Annotated in this window: 13 protein-coding genes; 10 read left to right on the top strand and 3 right to left on the bottom strand. The window is 67.7% G+C overall.

Annotated elements, in window-relative coordinates; all coding sequences use genetic code 11:
* Nucleotides 1-10: 10 nt before the first annotated feature.
* Both nirD and WJ542_RS19340 read left to right on the top strand, forming a co-directional pair.
* A complete protein-coding gene (gene nirD / locus WJ542_RS19345) occupies nt 11-358 on the top strand; it encodes a nitrite reductase small subunit NirD (RefSeq protein ID WP_411191050.1) in 348 nt (115 codons plus the stop codon).
* A 44-nt stretch (nt 359-402) separates the two neighbouring features.
* Nucleotides 403-4,560 carry a bifunctional nitrate reductase/sulfite reductase flavoprotein subunit alpha gene (locus WJ542_RS19340; RefSeq protein WP_411191048.1) on the top strand — a complete coding sequence of 1,386 codons (4,158 nt, stop codon included), beginning with the start codon at nt 403-405 and terminating at the stop codon, nt 4,558-4,560.
* Nucleotides 4,561-4,782: 222 nt separating this feature from the next.
* Here WJ542_RS19340 and WJ542_RS19335 read toward each other — a convergent pair whose 3' ends face one another.
* A complete protein-coding gene (locus WJ542_RS19335; protein ID WP_411191047.1) occupies nt 4,783-5,190 on the bottom strand; it encodes a PAS domain-containing protein in 408 nt (135 codons plus the stop codon).
* A gap of 206 nt (nt 5,191-5,396) precedes the next feature.
* Between WJ542_RS19335 and WJ542_RS19330 the strand changes: the two genes are divergently transcribed.
* On the top strand, nt 5,397-5,864 hold the full coding sequence (locus tag WJ542_RS19330; RefSeq protein WP_411191046.1) for a universal stress protein: 468 nt from the start codon (nt 5,397-5,399) through the stop codon (nt 5,862-5,864).
* A 49-nt stretch (nt 5,865-5,913) separates the two neighbouring features.
* Here WJ542_RS19330 and WJ542_RS19325 read toward each other — a convergent pair whose 3' ends face one another.
* A complete protein-coding gene (locus tag WJ542_RS19325) occupies nt 5,914-7,095 on the bottom strand; it encodes an MFS transporter (protein WP_411191045.1) in 1,182 nt (393 codons plus the stop codon).
* Nucleotides 7,092-7,886 (bottom strand): DeoR/GlpR family DNA-binding transcription regulator, encoded by a 795-nt coding sequence (locus tag WJ542_RS19320; protein WP_411191044.1) that lies wholly within the window; start codon nt 7,884-7,886, stop codon nt 7,092-7,094. Before WJ542_RS19320 ends, WJ542_RS19325 begins: the two co-directional genes overlap by 4 nt.
* Nucleotides 7,887-8,232: 346 nt before the next feature.
* On the opposite strand from WJ542_RS19320, the gene WJ542_RS19315 reads away from it, so the two are divergent.
* The 7 genes from WJ542_RS19315 to WJ542_RS19285 all read left to right on the top strand — a co-directional run bounded on the left by WJ542_RS19315 (nt 8,233) and on the right by WJ542_RS19285 (nt 16,259).
* Nucleotides 8,233-9,357: a malate/lactate/ureidoglycolate dehydrogenase gene (locus WJ542_RS19315; protein ID WP_411191042.1), complete on the top strand. Its 1,125-nt coding sequence runs from the start codon at nt 8,233-8,235 to the stop codon at nt 9,355-9,357.
* A 305-nt stretch (nt 9,358-9,662) separates the two neighbouring features.
* On the top strand, nt 9,663-10,931 hold the full coding sequence (locus tag WJ542_RS19310) for an MFS transporter (protein WP_411191041.1): 1,269 nt from the start codon (nt 9,663-9,665) through the stop codon (nt 10,929-10,931).
* A 132-nt stretch (nt 10,932-11,063) separates the two neighbouring features.
* Nucleotides 11,064-11,993: a LysR family transcriptional regulator gene (locus WJ542_RS19305; protein ID WP_411191040.1), complete on the top strand. Its 930-nt coding sequence runs from the start codon at nt 11,064-11,066 to the stop codon at nt 11,991-11,993.
* A 138-nt stretch (nt 11,994-12,131) separates the two neighbouring features.
* Nucleotides 12,132-12,626, top strand: coding sequence for a cupin domain-containing protein (locus tag WJ542_RS19300; RefSeq protein WP_411191039.1), 495 nt, complete (start codon nt 12,132-12,134; stop codon nt 12,624-12,626).
* Nucleotides 12,627-12,661: 35 nt separating this feature from the next.
* On the top strand, nt 12,662-13,681 hold the full coding sequence (locus WJ542_RS19295; RefSeq protein ID WP_411191038.1) for a hydroxyquinol 1,2-dioxygenase: 1,020 nt from the start codon (nt 12,662-12,664) through the stop codon (nt 13,679-13,681).
* A gap of 36 nt (nt 13,682-13,717) precedes the next feature.
* On the top strand, nt 13,718-15,184 hold the full coding sequence (locus tag WJ542_RS19290; RefSeq protein WP_411191037.1) for an aldehyde dehydrogenase family protein: 1,467 nt from the start codon (nt 13,718-13,720) through the stop codon (nt 15,182-15,184).
* Between the two features lie 7 nt (nt 15,185-15,191).
* Nucleotides 15,192-16,259: a maleylacetate reductase gene (locus tag WJ542_RS19285; protein WP_411191036.1), complete on the top strand. Its 1,068-nt coding sequence runs from the start codon at nt 15,192-15,194 to the stop codon at nt 16,257-16,259.

Genomic DNA, 16,259 nt, shown 5'->3' with positions numbered 1-16,259 from the left:
GGAGAGCGAAATGAGCGATCAAACCCTTCCCGCGCACTGGACTTCGGTGTGCCGGCTCGACGATATCGTGCCGAACACGGGCGTGTGTGCGCTCGTGAACGGCGAGCAGGTGGCCGTGTTTCATGTGGACGACGGCGCCGCGCGCGTCTTCGCCATCGGCAACTACGATCCCAACTCGCAGGCTGCCGTGCTGTCGCGCGGTCTCGTGGGGAATCTCGGCGAACGCATCGTCGTGGCCTCGCCGATCTACAAGCATCACTTCGATCTGGCTACCGGCGAGTGCCTCGAAGCGCCGCAGCAGTCGGTCAGCCCGTATGCGACGCGTGTGGTGAACGGCGAGGTTTACGTGGCTGCCTGAGGTTCGCCCCCGGTCCCTTCCAACGCCGATATCGAGCGCAAGGCATGACGAGCAAGAGCGTAAAGAGCGTGTGTCCGTACTGCGGCGTGGGCTGCGGCATGATCCTGCAGATCGCGGACGGCCAGGTCACGAAGATCGCGGGCGACCCCGATCATCCGACCAATTTCGGCCGGCTGTGCACGAAGGGATCGTCGGCGCACGTGGCGCTGCGCAAGTCGGGCCGGCTCGAACGCGCGTTCGTGCGTCATGCGCGCGGCGAGGACCCGGTGCCGCTCGCGCTCGATCAGGCGATTGCGGATACCGCGCGGCGGCTGCGCGCGACGCTCGATGCGCACGGCCCTGATGCGCTGTCGTTCTATGTCTCCGGGCAGATGTCGGTCGAGGCGCAGTATCTCGTCAACAAGCTCGCGAAGGGCTTCGTGCGCACGAACAACATCGAGTCGAACTCGCGCCTGTGCATGGCGAGCGCGGGCAGCGGCTACAAGCTCTCGCTGGGCGCGGACGGTCCGCCGGGTTCCTATCAGGATTTCGATCGCGCCGATCTCTTCTTCGTGATCGGTGCGAACATGGCCGACTGCCATCCCATCCTGTTCCTGCGCATGATGGACCGCGTGAAGGCCGGCGCGAAGCTGATCGTGGTGGACCCGCGCCGCACGGCGACTGCGGAGAAGGCCTCGCTTTTCCTGCAGATCCGGCCGGGCACCGATCTCGCGCTGCTTAACGGCCTCCTGCATCTGCTCCACGCGAACGGCCAGACGGACGCGGCCTTCATCGACGAGTACACCGAGGGCTGGGACGCCATGCCCGCGTTTCTGGCCGACTACACGCCGGAGAAAGTGGCGGCCCTCACGGGCCTCGCGGAGGACGACATTCGCCGCGCCGCGCAGTGGATAGGCGAAGCGCCGGAGTGGATGAGCTGCTGGACGATGGGGCTGAACCAGAGCACCCACGGCACATGGAGCACCAACGCGATCTGCAACCTGCACCTCGCCACCGGCAAGATCTGCCGCCCCGGCAGCGGGCCGTTCTCGCTCACGGGCCAGCCGAATGCGATGGGCGGGCGCGAGATGGGTTACATGGGGCCGGGCCTGCCCGGTCAGCGCTCGGTGCTCGTGGAGGAGGACCGTGCGTTCGTCGAAGCGGCCTGGGCCCTTGCGCCGGGCACGCTGCCCACGAAGGTGGGCGGCGGCACCGTGGACATGTTCTCGCGCATGGCCGCCGGCGAGATCAAGGCCTGCTGGATCATCTGCACGAACCCGGTGGCGACGGTGGCCAACCGGCAGACGGTCGTGGCCGGTTTGAAGGCCGCGGAACTCGTCATCGCGCAGGACGCCTTTCTCGATACCGAAACAAATCAGTACGCCGATGTATTGCTGCCCGGCGCGCTGTGGGCCGAGGCCGACGGTGTGATGATCAACTCCGAGCGCAACATGACGCTCGCGCAGCAGGCCATCGAGCCGCCCGGCGAGGCGCTGGCCGACTGGCAGATCGTCGCGCGCGTGGCCTGCGAAATGGGCTACGCGCACGCATTCGGCTATGCGAGCGCCGCCGAGGTCTTCGACGAGATCGCGCGCTTCGCGAACCCGAAGACGGGCTACGACCTGCGCGGCGCGAGCTACGCGCGGCTACGCGAAACGCCGCTGCAATGGCCGTGCGCGCCAGACGCCCAGCAGGATCGCAACCCGCTGCGCTACCTGAACGACGGCGTGAGCCAAACCTTGCGGGCGCGCGCCGACGGCACCCGGCCGCGCATTGCCTTTGCGACGCCTGGCGGCAAGGCGGTGTTCTTCGCTCGCCCCCATACCGCGCCCGCCGAACTGCCCGACGAGGTCTATCCCGTCGTCCTCAACACCGGGCGCCTCCAGCATCAATGGCACACCATGACCAAGACCGGCAAGGTGGCCATGCTGAACAGGCTCAACCCCGGGCCGTTCGTCGAGCTTCATCCCGAGGACGCCCGCGCGCTCGGCATCGCGGAGAAAGACCGCGTGGAGGTCCGCTCGCGCCGCGGCCGGGTGGTGCTGCCCGCGGTGGTCAGCGAGCGCGTGCTGCCCGGCAATTGCTTCGCGCCCATGCACTGGAACGACGTATTCGGCGAAGACCTCTGCGTGAACGCCGTCACGAACGACGCGATCGACCCCGTTTCCCAGCAGCCCGAACTGAAGTTCTGCACCGTCGCCCTGTCCCGCGTCGAACCCGGGCGCGAGCCGGCTGGCGAGGATGCCGAAGATGCAGACAAACAGCCGCAGGAACATGATATGTCCCGTATCGACGCTTTTTCAACGCTCCTCGGCCTCGACGAGGTCGCCGCGCCTGCTTTGAACGAGGTGCAGCGGCAGTACCTGGCCGGCTTCGTGGGCGGCCTGCGAACGCTAAAGGCCGGGCAGGCCGCGGGGGTGCCGGTACTGCCGGCCCATGCCCCGTTTCCCGACGCCGCGCGCGCATGGCTCGATGGATTGCTCGCGGGACTCTTCAGCAGAACGGACGAAGCACGCGCCCCGGCCCCGGACAGGCTCGCGAGGCCGGCGGGCGCGGATGAGAGCGAAGGCAACGTGCGCATCGTGCACTCGCGCCCGAAGGTCGTGCTGCTGTGGGCCTCGCAAACGGGCAACGTCGAATCGCTGGTCGAGCGCTACGCGACGCAACTGATGGAGTCGGGCTTCGAAATCCGTACGGCCTGCATGGCGGACTATACGCCCGACAGTTTTTCGAAAGCACAGTATGCACTCCTGATGACGAGCACGTTCGGCGACGGCGACGCGCCGGACAACGGCGAGGCATTCTGGAGTGCGCTCAAGGCGGACAACGCGCCGCGTCTCGACACGCTGCGCTACGCGGTGCTGGCGTTCGGCGACCGCAACTACGACCAGTTCTGCGGCCATGGCCGCAACCTCGACGCCCGCCTCGAAGCGCTGGGTGCCGTGCGCCTTTTCGCGCGCACCGACTGCGACGCCGAGTTCCAGCCCGCCGCCGATGCCTGGTTCGAGCGGGTCGTCGCGCGCATCAAGGCGGACGATGCCGCGCTGCATGCGGTGCCGCCCAACGGCGCGATTCCTGAAGTACTGCCCGGCTGCGCACCGACGAAGGCCCGCCCGGCATCGTCGCGTCTCGTGAAGAACGTGCGCCTGAACCGCAAGGGCGCGGCGAAGGACACGCGCTACTTCGCGCTCGCGGCGCTCGCGGCGGGCGAGGCGGGGCTCGAATACGAAGCCGGCGACGCGCTGGGCGTATGGCCCACCAACTGCCCGGTGCTCGTGGACGAAGTGCTTGCGCTCACGCGCCTTTCCGCCGAGGCGCCGGTGAGCGTGAGCGGCGTGGGCGAGATGCGCCTTGCCGATGCGCTGGGCCGGCACTACGAGATCGCGCGCCCCGGCCCTGACGCGCTGCGCTTCATCGCCTCGCGCACGCGCTCGGGCGGCCTTGCCGACCTGCTGGCCGAAGAGCGCAGGATCGACCTGCGCGACTGGCTCTGGGGGCAGCAGCTTGCCGACGTGCTCCACGAGTTCCCCGTCGAACTCTCGGCGGCCGAACTGCTGGGCATGCTCAAGCGGCTGCAGCCGCGCCTGTATTCGATCTCGTCGAGCCCCAAGGCCCATGAGGGGGAAGTGCATCTCACCGTCTCGGCGGTGCGCTACAGCAACGGCCGGCGCGAACGCAAGGGCGTGGCCTCGACCTTCCTCGCCGACCGCGCCGAGGCGGGCAGCGTGCCGGTGTTCGTGCAGAAAAGCACGCATTTTCGGCCGCCGCGCCACGGCGATACGCCCATGATCATGGTCGGTCCCGGCACCGGCGTCGCGCCGTTCCGCGCTTTCCTGCACGAGCGGCGCGCGCGCGGCGATCGCGGCCGCAACTGGCTGTTTTTCGGCGAGCAGCATGCGGCAACGGACTTCTACTACCGTGAGGAACTCGAAGCGATGCACGGCGACGGCCACCTCGCGCGGCTCGACCTCGCGTTCTCGCGCGACCAGAGCGACAAGATCTACGTGCAGGACCGCATGCGCGAGCAGGGCGCGCAGTTGTGGGCGTGGCTGCAGGAGGGCGCGCACCTGTACGTGTGCGGCGACGCGAGCCGCATGGCGAAAGACGTGGACGCCGCGCTCCGGGATATCGTTGCGGCGCATGGCGGCATGGACGCCGACGCGACGCAGGAATTCGTCAGTGCGCTTGCGCGGGAAAAGCGTTACGTGCGCGACGTTTACTGACACACCGGGGAGACCGAGATCCATGAAGTGGAGGCAGTTCTACGCGTATCTGGCGTACGCTTTCGATACCCCGTCGCAGGACAGGACGGCTGAAGCGCTCCCGGCGCCGGCAGCGCTCGAAGAGCGCGATGACGACCGGCAACGCGCGTCGGCCGACTGGCGCCCCGCAGCGCTTCGCGGACGCGGCGCGAGCCGGCGTGACCGGCGCGCGTCCCTGCGGTCTCAGGGAGAGGGCGGCGGCGAGGCGTTGCGCGCGGCCCGTTCGCGCTCGACGCGCTCCGTCACGTCGCGCGCGATGGCGACCGAGCCGGCCACTTGCCCCGCGTCGTCCTTGACGAGCGCAAAGGACATTTCGAGGTAAAGCTTCCGCCCGCTCTTGTGCGCGGCGCGGGTCAAGGACGGACGCCCGCCGAGCCGGGTCACGCCGCTCGCCATTGCGGCGTCGAATCCCTTCCAGTGCGGCCCCCGCAGAGGCTCCGGGATGATGAGGTCGAGGCTCTGCCCGAGCGCTTCATCGCGCGCGTAGCCGAATAGCCGGCTCGCCGCCTCGTTCCAGCGCGCGATCATGCCGTCGCGGCTTGCATAGATGAGGGCGTCGGTCGTCTGTTCGAGTATCCATTCTGCAAGCATGGTCGGCTCCTGACCTGAGTTGGCCACGGGACAGCGCACCCGTAGGGCGGGATCATTATATGTCACAGCGTGATCTATAATGGAGGCAACCCCCGCGAATACGAGGCAGTCAGGCTCGCGAAACGCCGGTGTCGAAGCGGCACGGCGTGGGAAGCGCGGGGGCGGCCCCGCCCGCATGGCGGGCTCGATCCCGCCGGAGGAATCGAATGTTCAGGCGTATTCTGCTCTGCTACGACGCAACGCGGGAAGGGCGCCGAGCCTTGCGCGAAGGTGCGGATCTGGCGCGGCACTACGCGGCGCAGGCCCATCTGCTCGCCGTGCTCGAACGGGAGCCGGGGCAATGGGGTGCCGACGTCGGTTTCGCGATGCCGGTCGATCTGGCCGAGCAGACGGCGAACGACGTGCTGCGCGAAGGCGTGGAATGTCTGAGCGGCAGCGGACTTGTGGCGACAGGCCACTTCGCCGTGGGCAACCCCGTCGACGTGATTGCCCGGTTCGTGGCGGAGCTGAACCCCGACCTCGTGGTGCTGGGGCATCACCGCAGGGGCGCGTTCGCGCGTTGGTGGGACGGGCGCGACGATAGGCTGTTGCTCGATCGTGTGAGCTGCAACGTGCTGGTGGTGCCTGGACCCGAAGTGCCGGCGGCCGAGGTGCCGCTTCACCGGGCAGCATGAGCGGCGCGGCCGGCGTTCGCCGTTCGTCATCGTTCGTTATGCTAACCAATCACGAGCATTCGTCGAGCGCTCGGCGTTCCGCCGGGGCATTGGCGACGGAAGCCGGGTTGCGCACGGCTCGCGCCCCCGCGAGACCGACGGTCACGGCGGCGAGCAGCAGCACGCACAGCGCCGTCCTCAAACCGAACAGACCCGCGCCGAAGCCGATCACGGGCGGCCCGACGAGGAACCCCGCATAACCAAGGGTCGCGGCCATCGAAACGCCGGTTGCCGGCGTTTCGGTCGAGCGTCCCGCGGCGCTGAAAATGACCGGCACGACGTTCGCGAGGCCAATGCCGATCAGCGCGAAACCGGCCACCGCCGTGACGAGATTCGGCAACCCGAGTACGAGCGCGAGCCCCGCTGCCGCGAGCAGGCCGCCCAGCGCGACGACCCGGCCGGGTCCGAGGCGCCGCACCGAAACGTCGCCGACCACGCGGCACGCCGCCATCGAGAACGCAAACGCGGAGTAGCCGAGCCCCGCGCTTGCCGCATCGTACGGCAGTACCGAGCGCAGAAACACGGCGCTCCAGTCGGCCACCGCGCCCTCCATCATCATGCAGAGAAAGGCGAGCGCCGCGAGCTTCATCACGGCGCGAGTGGGCAGCGCGAAACCCGTGGCCCTGGCAAGACGCGGTCCGATGTCGCGCAGCGCGGCAACCATCGCGCCTGCGATCAGCAGGCCGACGAGCACGTCCGGCAACGCGAGGCTGCCCGTCACGCCCACGCCGAGCTTCTGCAGCATCGTGCCGGTGGCCGCGCCGACCAGACCGCCCGCGCTCCAGGCCGCATGAAACGACGACATGATCGGTGCGCGCCACGCAGTCTCGATCGCGCTCGCATGACCGTTCATCGATACGTCGAGCGCGCCGTTGGTCGCGCCGAAGAAAAGCAGTGCCAGGCATAGCAATGCGAAATCGGGCACCAGCGCCGGCAGCGGGAACGCAACGATGAAGAGCGCGCCCAGCAGCGCGGTGGTGCGGCCGCTGCCGAGTTTCGCCGCGAACCGGCCGGCCAGCGGCATCGCAACGATCGCGCCCAGCGCGAACGCGAAGAGGGCGATACCGAGCGCCGTGTCGGACAGCGCGAGCTTTTCCTTCACGCGCGGGACTTCCACCGCCCACGCGCCGATCGCGAAGCCGTTCGCGAAGAACACGGCGACCGTGGCGCATCGTTCCTTGACGAGGTTCATGAGCGAGCCACCAGAACGTTGTCGCAGACCTTGCGCAGTTGCGCGAGATGCGTGCGCTGGACCTCGGGCTCGACGATCAGGTAGTCGAGCCCGGCCACGGGGGCGACCGTAAACGGCGCGGAGCGCATCAGCTTCGCGGACGTGACGGCGGCGGCGGTGAGGCCGCTTGCGCGAATCATCGCGCGCTTCATCTCCGCATCGTCGGCATCGAATGCGGCGAGGCCTTCGGCCGGATCGAGCGCGCAGACGCCGACGAAGCAGAGATCGGCGCGTATCTGCTGGAGTTGGGCCAGCGCCGTCGCTCCGACGGCGCCGCCCACGCGCGGCCCGATGGACCCGCCGATGAGGACGACCTTGAAACCGGGGCGATGCACGAGGCGCACGCAGACTTCGGGCGAAGTGGTGATCACGGTGAGGTCGGCATGATCGGGCAGCGCGGCCGCGATTTCCGCATTGGTCGAACCGACGTCGAGCAGGATGACCTGGCCGTGCTGCACGATCGATGCCGCCACGCCCGCAAGCCGCGCCTTCGCCTGCGGGTCTTCCTGCATGCGTGCCGCGAGCGGCCGATCGGCCGGCGAGGCGAGCAGCGCGCCGCCGTAGACGCGTTTGCAGTGGCCGGCGTCCGCCAGGTCGCGCAGGTGGCGGCGGACGGTGTGCTCGGAGGTGTTGAGCTCCGTGGCGAGCTGGGCGGCCAGCACGCGGCCGTCGTTGCGCAGGCGCTCGAGAATCAGCCGCTCGCGCTCGTCGGGCATGAGCCCTGCCAGGGCTTCCGTTCGGGTTCGTTGCATAGGCTCGTCTCGGGTTTCGGTTCCGCCGGTTCTTCGGATGGGAATCGATCAAAAACGAGCATAAAGTATCGTAAACGAGAGAGGGATGCAAACAGATGCCGTTGGGCGTAAAAACGGGCTTTCGGGCGTGCGGGTGTAAACAAGCCGGGGAATGCGTAGATAACGAGGCTGAAAAATCCCGAGCCACGGCCGTCGAAAATACGCTGCTCACCGCGATCGCCCTCGTGCATTCTGTTCGCGAAGGATAGAAGCAAGGTCTCGACGACGATCTCTCGATCAAGTACCTTTGCCACGGTGGACTGGATCGATGTTTTCTTTCATTACCCATATCTGAGAGGGTCATCCCATGCCGAACGCCGCCTTCCCCGCGGGCTCCGAAGTCGTCATCGATGCGCAAGCGCTGCACGCATTCGTCGTCGCCATCTGGCGCGCCGCCGGCAGCGAGCGGCGTGAGGCAACGCTGGTGGCCGACCATCTCGTCGGGGCCAACCTGGCCGGACACGACTCGCACGGCGTGGGCATGATTCCGCGCTACGTACTGTCGTGCCGCGAGGGCGAGCTGAAGCTCAACGCGCACGTGGAGCTTGTGCGCGACGCGGGCGCGGTCCTGACGATGGAAGGCGGGCGGGGCTTTGGGCAGGTGGTCGCGTTCGAGGCTATGGAGCGCGGTATCGAGCGCGCGAAGGCGTTCGGCATTTGCGCGGTGGGCCTGCGCGACGCGCATCACATCGGCCGCATCGGCCACTGGGCCGAGCAGTGCGCGCGCGCCGGGCTCGTATCGTTTCACTTCGTCAACGTGGCTGGCGACCCGCTCGTCGCGCCGTTCGGCGGCATCGACCGGCGCTTCGGCACCAACCCGTTCTGCGCCGCGTTCGTGCGCCCGGGGCGAGCGCCCATCGTGCTTGACTTCGCCACGAGCGCGATTGCGGCGGGCAAGGTGCGCGTGGCCTACAACAAGGGCGTCGAGGTGCCGCACGAGACCCTGATCGACCAGGACGGCCGGCCGACCCGCGACCCCGGCGCGCTCTTCTCCGAGGCGCAGCACGGCGCGCTGCGGGCGTTCGGCGGCGCCGTGGCCGGCCATAAAGGCTCGGGGCTCGCGGCGATGTGCGAGCTGCTCGCCGGGGCGCTGAGCGGCGGCTTTACTTCGCATACCGAGACCATCGTCACGAGTCATGCGATCGTCAACTGCATGACCTCGGTGATCGTCGATCCGGACGCGTTCGATGCGCCGGCACGCGATAGCGAAGCCGAGGCGTTCGTGGCGTGGCTGAAGGCCACGCGCCGCGAACCGGGCGTGGAGGACGTGCTGTTGCCCGGCGAGCGCGAGGATGCGACGCGGCGCACGCGCGGCGAGCGCGGCATTCCTGTCGATGCGACGAGCTGGGCGCAGATCGTCGACGCCGCGCGCATGGTGGGCGTGGCGGAACGCGACATCGACGCGTGCGGCGGCCAGCGGGCCCCGCAGTAGCGCGGGCGAGAGCCCATGGCAGGCGCTTCCGGCGAACATTCAGGCCTACCGCTTTCCCGTCTTCTCCGCGTCTACCCGTAGTTATCCTGGGTTGGACGCATCACGCCGGCCGTGACGCATGACGCGTCGCCGGCCGCCTTGTACGGCCGCAATCCGGCAGTGAGTCGCCGCGATTGTTCGCGATCCGCGAATGACGTATTCGGTCGTTATCCCGTTCCTGCCGTGTTGCCCTTGCCCCTATCTTTGCGCCATCGACGCACGAAGCCGGGGCGGTCCCGATGCCGTGTCGATTCAAGGAGACACAGATGAAATCGAACGATTGGGACGTGGCCTACGAATGGAAGGCCGTTGCGCTGCTGGCGCTGGGATTCGGCCTCGTGGGCCTCGACCGGTGGCTGATCGCGCCGCTCTTTCCGTCCATCATGAAGGACCTGCATCTGGATGCGCAGGACGTCGGCAACTGCATCGGCATACTCGGGCTTTCGTGGGGCGTCTTCGCGGCGCTGATGGGCGGCATTTCCGACAAGATCGGGCGGCGCAAGGTGCTGATTCCCGCGATCCTCGCGTTTTCTCTGTTGTCCGGTTTCTCGGGCCTCGCGGGCGGCCTCGCGAGCCTGCTGGCCGTGCGCGCGCTGATGGGCGTGGCCGAGGGCTCGTTCTGCCCGACGAGCTTCGCCGCGACTGCGGACGCCTCGCATCCCAGGCGCCGCGGCTTCAACCTCGGGCTCCAGCAAAGCGGCTTCGCGCTGTTCGGGCTCGCGCTGTCGCCGATCATCGCGACGCAACTGCTGAACGTGGTCACGTGGCGCTGGGTGTTCGCGCTCGTGTCGATTCCGGGGCTGATTCTTGGCTTGCTCATGTTCCGCGTGATTCGCGAACCGAAGGCGGCGCAGACCCGGACAGCGGTGCGCGTGGCGGTGCAGCGCGAGCGCGGCCACTGGCGCGACGTGCTGAAGAGCCGCAACATTCCCGTTGCGATGGCCGCGCTCTTTTGTGCCATGACGGGCGTGTTCGTGCTCGGCGCCATGATGCCGCTCTATCTCACCGAATACCTTTCGATCGATACGCAGCACATGGGCGTGATCGTTTCGGCCATCGGCTTTGGCGGGTTCGTCGGCCAGTTCGGCTTGCCCGGCCTCTCCGATCTCACCGGGCGGCGCATTGCGAGCATCGTCGGTTTCGCGGGCACGGCCGTCGTGCTCTACGTGTTCCGCGGACTCGGTGCCCAGCCGGTCGCCCTGTTCGCGACGCTGTTCGTCGCGGCGTTCTTCACGCTTGGCCTCGTCTCGCTGCTGTCCGGACCCATCGCGACGGAAGCGGCGCCGGTGGGCATGGTCTCGACCTCGATTGGCGTGGTGGTGGGCGCGGGCGAGATCTTCGGCGGTGGCGTGGCGCCCGCGATCGCCGGCTTCGTCGCCAAACACTTCGGCATTCAGAACATTCTCTGGCTGCCGATCTGCGCCGTGCTGCTCGGCATCGTCGTAAGTCTGCTGCTGGTGGAGACCGCGCCGGCCCGGCTCGCCAGGCGCGGGTTGGCGGCGGTCGAATTCCCGGCGGGCGAGCAACCGGAGTAAGGAGGCCGAAGCGGTTCGTTTTCCCGGGTTCCCTGCTTGGCGCGCGCTGCCGGATCTTGCAGGATCCGGCAGCGCGCGGCCCCGCGTATACACTGAGCGCTGGGAGACCAAACACGGGGACGAGGGAACAGAATGGACCGCTTTTTGAGCATCGAAGCCTTCGTGCGGGTGGCGGAGACGAGCAGCTTCGCCGAAGCCGCGAGGCAGTTGGGCGTGACGAGTTCGGTGGTGACGAACCGCATCCAGCAACTGGAGAAGTTCGTCAACGCGCCGCTTTTTCACCGCAGTACGCGGCACGTACGCCTTTCCGAAGTGGGCGAGGCGTTCTATCGCGAGTGCGCCGAAGTGGTGGGGCGCGTCAACGAACTGACCGACCAGATGCGCGAACTGCGCGCCACGCCCACGGGCCGCCTGCGCATCCAGATGTTGCCTGGCTTCGCGCTCGGTCATTTCGGGCCGGCGCTCGCCGAGTTCAATCGCCGCTATCCGGGCATTCAGCTCGATGTGATCGTCAACGATCGCGTGGTCGATCCGATCGAAGAGGGCTTCGACGTCGCGTTCCAGATTTTTCCGCCCATCTCCGAATCGCTGATCGAGCGGAAGCTCTTCGCCGTGCGGCGGCTCTTCTGCGCGGCCCCCGCCTATGTGCTCGAGCATGGCGCACCGCAGCATCCGCGCGACTTGCTGCAGCACACCACGGCGCTTTATTCGGGCTATCCCTCGCGCAATCGCTGGGTCATGACGCGCGGCGACGAGGTCGTCGAGATGGAACTGCCGGGCATGATCCGCTCGAATTCGGTGCACCTGCTGCGCGACTACGCGCTCACGGGCGGCGGCGTGGTGTGCCTGCCCACGCTCGTGGCGAGCGCCGCGCTGCTCGACGGCTCGCTCGTGCCGATTCTCACCGACTACGCGCTTGCGCCGCTGAGCTTCGCGGCCGTCTATCCCGCAACGCAGCGACAGGCGCTCAAGGTGAAGGCGCTCGTCGAATTTCTTGCCGAATACCTCGGCCCCGAGCCGGTGTGGGATCTGCCGCTGCTCGAACGCGGCTGGGTGCGCTAACGGCGCGATGGGCGCAATCGGCGGGATTGTTCGCGAAGCGCGAATGCCGTAATCGTTGCGTCGCCGGTTGTTGCGGTTCCGTTGCGCTCTTAAAGTTGTCTCCAACGACACTTTCGAATCGTCGCAAAGGAGACAGCAATGACCACCTCGTCGTTCCAGACCAACTTCGGCTCGCTCGAGACGTACCGCAAGGGCGAGATCGAAATCACCAGTGGCTCCGCCAGCCACTACGTCTTTTCCAACATCTTCGAAGTCGCAGCGAAGTCGGCGCCCTACGAGAAGGTCGTGGCCGGCAAGAATCTCGAATACGTGATCGAGGTGCTGCGCACCGAGGGGCAGTCGCCCTGGTTCGCCTGCGCGCACGATGAGTTCGTCATCCTGATGGACGGCGAGGCGCGCATCGACTTCATCAAGCTCGACACGCCGCCCGCGGGCAGCACGGGCACCGTCCTCGCGGGCGAGGCTCCGCAGGGCCGCGCGATGGGCCATGTCGTGTTGCGCCGCGGCCATCAGGCACTGCTGCCCGCGGGCTGCGCGTATCGCTTCAACGCGCCGAAGGCCGGGGTCGCGCTCGTGCAGACGATGATCGGAGCGCTTTCGGTGCAGAAGTGGGCCGATATCTGTTTGCACTGAGCGACTACCTCAGCGACCCCATCAGGAGACAAACCATGGCAACCCTTGAAACCAACCTGCCCGCAACAGGCTTTGCCGCCGACCTCGTGCAGGCAGGCGAGCCCGACGCCGTGACCGGCTATCGCCGCTACACGCTCGGCCGATTCGAATTCCAGCGCGACGAGTACTTCGTGAAGATCAGTTGGCCCGCGAAAGGCCAGACCCGCACGCACGCCGTGCCGGCCGACGCATTCCTGCGCGCCATGATGCGCGACGTCGCCTGGGGCTTCTTTTACGGCTGGGTCAACTTCGACCACGTGTTCGGCACGCGCAATCACTACGGCAAGGTCGACATCTATGCGGGCTCCTTCAACGGCATCATGAAGGAAGCCGGCGTGGACTACATGGAAACCTTCGAGACGCCGGCCATCATGGCGACCTTCAAGGCGATCCTGCACGACTGGACCAACGAAGGCTTCGATCCGTTCGCGGCGCCCGAGGAAACCGGCACGGCCTTCGGCCGCAAGCACGGCGACAACGACGCCGCGATCGAGCGCACGCGTATCGCCACGCGCCGCATGCCGGGCCTCGAAGGCGACTCGCCGCTGCGCGACGATCTGCCCGTGAACCGCGCCTTCGCCGACGTGCCCCAGGACGAGCCCGAAGTACACGTCGAGCCCGGCTTCGAAGGGCAACTGCACGCGTTCAACCTCTTCAAGTACCTCTCGCGCTCGGACGTCACGTGGAACCCGTCCGTCACGTCGGTCTGCGGCCAGAGCCTCTTTTGCCCGACCACCGAGGAATTCATCCTGCCGGTCTTTCACGGCAACGATCGCGTCGAGTGGTTTCTTCAGCTCTCCGATGAAATCGTCTGGGATATCGGCGACAAGAACACCGGCGCGCCGCGCGCGCGCATCACGATGCGGGCGGGCGACATCTGCGCGATGCCGGCCGACATTCGCCACCAGGGCTATTCGACGAAGCGCTCCATGCTGCTGGTGTGGGAAAACGCCACGCCGAATCTGCCCAAACGCTATGAAAGCGGCGAGCTGAAGCCGTATCCCGTCGATTTCTAAAGCCAGCCGCTCGCCCGCATTCACCGAGGACCCTTCATGCAAACGCAACTCTTCATCGACGGCCGCTTCACCGACGCCGTGGAAGGCGGCACGATCGACGTGCTCAATCCGCACGACGGCACGCGGATCACGAAGATCGCGGCCGCGACGGCCGCCGACGTCGATCTCGCCGTCGCCGCCGCCACACGCGCTTTTCCGAAGTGGGCCGCGCTGCCCGCCGCCGAGCGCGGCCGCCTGCTGCTGCGCCTCGCCGACGCCATCGAGGCGAACGCCGAGGAACTGGCGCAGCTCGAATCGCTCGACACGGGCCATCCGATCCGCGACTCGCGCGCGCTCGACGTGCCGCGCACGGCCGCATGCTTCCGCTACTTCGGCGGCATGGCCGACAAGCTGCAGGGCTCTGTGATTCCCGTCGAGACGGGCTTTCTGAACTACGTGCAGCGCGCGCCCATCGGCGTGGTGGGCCAGATCGTGCCGTGGAATTTCCCGCTCATGTTCACGAGCTGGAAGATGGGCCCGGCGCTCGCCGCGGGCAACACGGTCGTGCTGAAGCCTTCCGAGATCACGCCGCTTTCCACGCTGCGCATTGTCGAGTTGATGGCGGAAGTGGGCTTTCCCGCGGGCGTCGTCAATATCGTTGCGGGCTACGGGCATACCGCCGGGCAGCGGCTGGCGGAGCACGAGGGCGTGGGCAAGATCGCGTTCACCGGATCGACGGCGACGGGTCGGCGCATCGTCGAAGCCTCGCAGGGCAACCTCAAGCGCGTGCAGCTCGAACTGGGCGGCAAGGGCGCCAACATCGTGTTCGACGATGCGGATCTCGACGCCGCCATCAACGGCGCCGCATGGGCGATTTTTCACAACCAGGGGCAGGCCTGCATTGCCGGCTCGCGGCTCATCCTGCACGAGCGCATTGCCGATGCCTTCCTCGAACGCTTCGTTGCGCTCGCATCGTCGATTCGTGTCGGCCATCCGCTCGATCCCGAAACGGAAATGGGACCGCTCACGTCGAAGCAGCATCAGGAGCGCGTGCTGGCATTCGTCGACGTGGTGCGCGAGGAGGGTGGCCGCGTGCTGACGGGCGGCAGCGCGCCGCGCGATGCTGCACTGGCCAACGGCTATTACGTGAGCCCGACCGTGGTGGAGGCCGCGAGCCCGTGTGACCGCGTCGCGCAGGAGGAAGTGTTCGGTCCGTTCGTCACCGTGCTGCGCTTTCGCACCGACGAGGAGGCGCTCGCCATCGCCAACGGCACGCAGTATGGACTCGGCAGCGGCTTGTGGACGCGCGATCTGTCGCGCGCCCATCGACTGGCCGGGCAGATTCACGCGGGCATGTGCTGGATCAACTGCTACAAGCGCGTGAACCCCGGTAGTCCGTTTGGCGGTGTGGGGCAGTCGGGCTACGGCCGCGAAATGGGCTTCGAGGCGATGCACGATTACACCGAAGCGCGCTCGGTCTGGGTCAACGTGGACGGCAACGTGCCGCCGCACTTCAAGCGCTGAGGCCGCCATGGAGCGATTCGTCTGGCAGGGGATGCCCTCGCGCGTGGTGTTCGAATGGGGCGCGCTCGCGCGCTTGCCCGAGGAGGTCGAGCGCCTTGGCGCGCGGCGCGCGCTGATTCTGGCGACACCCGAGCAGCGCGCGCTGGCCGAGGAGGTGGCGCGCGCACTCGGTACGCGTGCCGTCGGCGTGCACGCCGAAGCGGTCATGCACGTGCCCGTGGAAGTAGCGCGCACCGCGTGCGCAGCCGCTCGCGCGCTCGACGCCGACTGCTGCGTGGCCGTAGGGGGCGGTTCGACCATCGGGCTCGGCAAGGCGATCGCGCTCGAATCGTCGCTGCCCATCCTGGCGGTGCCCACCACCTATGCGGGCTCGGAGATGACGCCGATCTACGGTCTCACCGAGGGCGGCCTCAAGCGCACCGGACGCGATCCGCGCGTGCTGCCGCGCACGGTGATCTACGATCCGTCGCTCACGCTGTCGCTGCCGGCATCCATTTCGGCGGCCTCGGGCGTCAACGCGATGGCGCACGCGGTCGAAGCGCTTTACGCGGAAGACGCGAATCCCATCATCAGCCTGATGGCGGAGGAATCGATCCGCGCGCTCGGCGAGGCGCTTCCGTATATCGTTCGCAATCCTGATGACGAGGCGATGCGCAGCCGCGCGCTGTATGGCGCGTGGCTCGCCGGCACGTGCCTGGGTGCAGTGGGTATGGCGCTGCATCACAAGCTTTGCCACACACTGGGCGGGACGTTCAATCTGCCGCACGCACCCATGCATGCGGCCCTGTTGCCGCATACGGCGCATTACAACCATACGGCGGCGCCCGAAGCGCTTGCGCGCGTGGCGCGCGCGCTTGGCGGCAGCGAGGCCGCGCAGGCGGGTCCGCTGTTGTACGCGCTGAACCGCGCGCTCGGCATTCCGGCGGCGCTGAGTGCAATGGGCATGCCGGAAGCGGGACTCGACGAAGCGGCCGATCTTGCCTGCCGGAACCCTTATGCGAACCCCCGCGCCGTGGAGCGCGAGGCGATACGCGCGCTGCTGCAGCGGGCCTGGGAAGGCGCGGCCCCTGGCTGA

This window comes from Paraburkholderia yinzeri, from assembly GCF_046581065.1.
Taxonomy (GTDB): Bacteria; Pseudomonadota; Gammaproteobacteria; order Burkholderiales; family Burkholderiaceae; genus Paraburkholderia.
This window is presented reverse-complemented; position numbering and strand designations above follow the sequence as displayed.

What these genes read in the sequence shown, in the direction of transcription:
- nirD (WP_411191050.1), top strand. Translation starts at nt 11, where the DNA reads ATGAGCGATCAAACCCTTCCCGCGCACTGGACTTCGGTGTGCCGGCTC.
- WJ542_RS19340 (WP_411191048.1), top strand. Translation starts at nt 403, where the DNA reads ATGACGAGCAAGAGCGTAAAGAGCGTGTGTCCGTACTGCGGCGTGGGC.
- WJ542_RS19335 (WP_411191047.1), bottom strand. Translation starts at nt 5,190, where the DNA reads ATGCTTGCAGAATGGATACTCGAACAGACGACCGACGCCCTCATCTAT.
- WJ542_RS19330 (WP_411191046.1), top strand. Translation starts at nt 5,397, where the DNA reads ATGTTCAGGCGTATTCTGCTCTGCTACGACGCAACGCGGGAAGGGCGC.
- WJ542_RS19325 (WP_411191045.1), bottom strand. Translation starts at nt 7,095, where the DNA reads ATGAACCTCGTCAAGGAACGATGCGCCACGGTCGCCGTGTTCTTCGCG.
- WJ542_RS19320 (WP_411191044.1), bottom strand. Translation starts at nt 7,886, where the DNA reads ATGCAACGAACCCGAACGGAAGCCCTGGCAGGGCTCATGCCCGACGAG.
- WJ542_RS19315 (WP_411191042.1), top strand. Translation starts at nt 8,233, where the DNA reads ATGCCGAACGCCGCCTTCCCCGCGGGCTCCGAAGTCGTCATCGATGCG.
- WJ542_RS19310 (WP_411191041.1), top strand. Translation starts at nt 9,663, where the DNA reads ATGAAATCGAACGATTGGGACGTGGCCTACGAATGGAAGGCCGTTGCG.
- WJ542_RS19305 (WP_411191040.1), top strand. Translation starts at nt 11,064, where the DNA reads ATGGACCGCTTTTTGAGCATCGAAGCCTTCGTGCGGGTGGCGGAGACG.
- WJ542_RS19300 (WP_411191039.1), top strand. Translation starts at nt 12,132, where the DNA reads ATGACCACCTCGTCGTTCCAGACCAACTTCGGCTCGCTCGAGACGTAC.
- WJ542_RS19295 (WP_411191038.1), top strand. Translation starts at nt 12,662, where the DNA reads ATGGCAACCCTTGAAACCAACCTGCCCGCAACAGGCTTTGCCGCCGAC.
- WJ542_RS19290 (WP_411191037.1), top strand. Translation starts at nt 13,718, where the DNA reads ATGCAAACGCAACTCTTCATCGACGGCCGCTTCACCGACGCCGTGGAA.
- WJ542_RS19285 (WP_411191036.1), top strand. Translation starts at nt 15,192, where the DNA reads ATGGAGCGATTCGTCTGGCAGGGGATGCCCTCGCGCGTGGTGTTCGAA.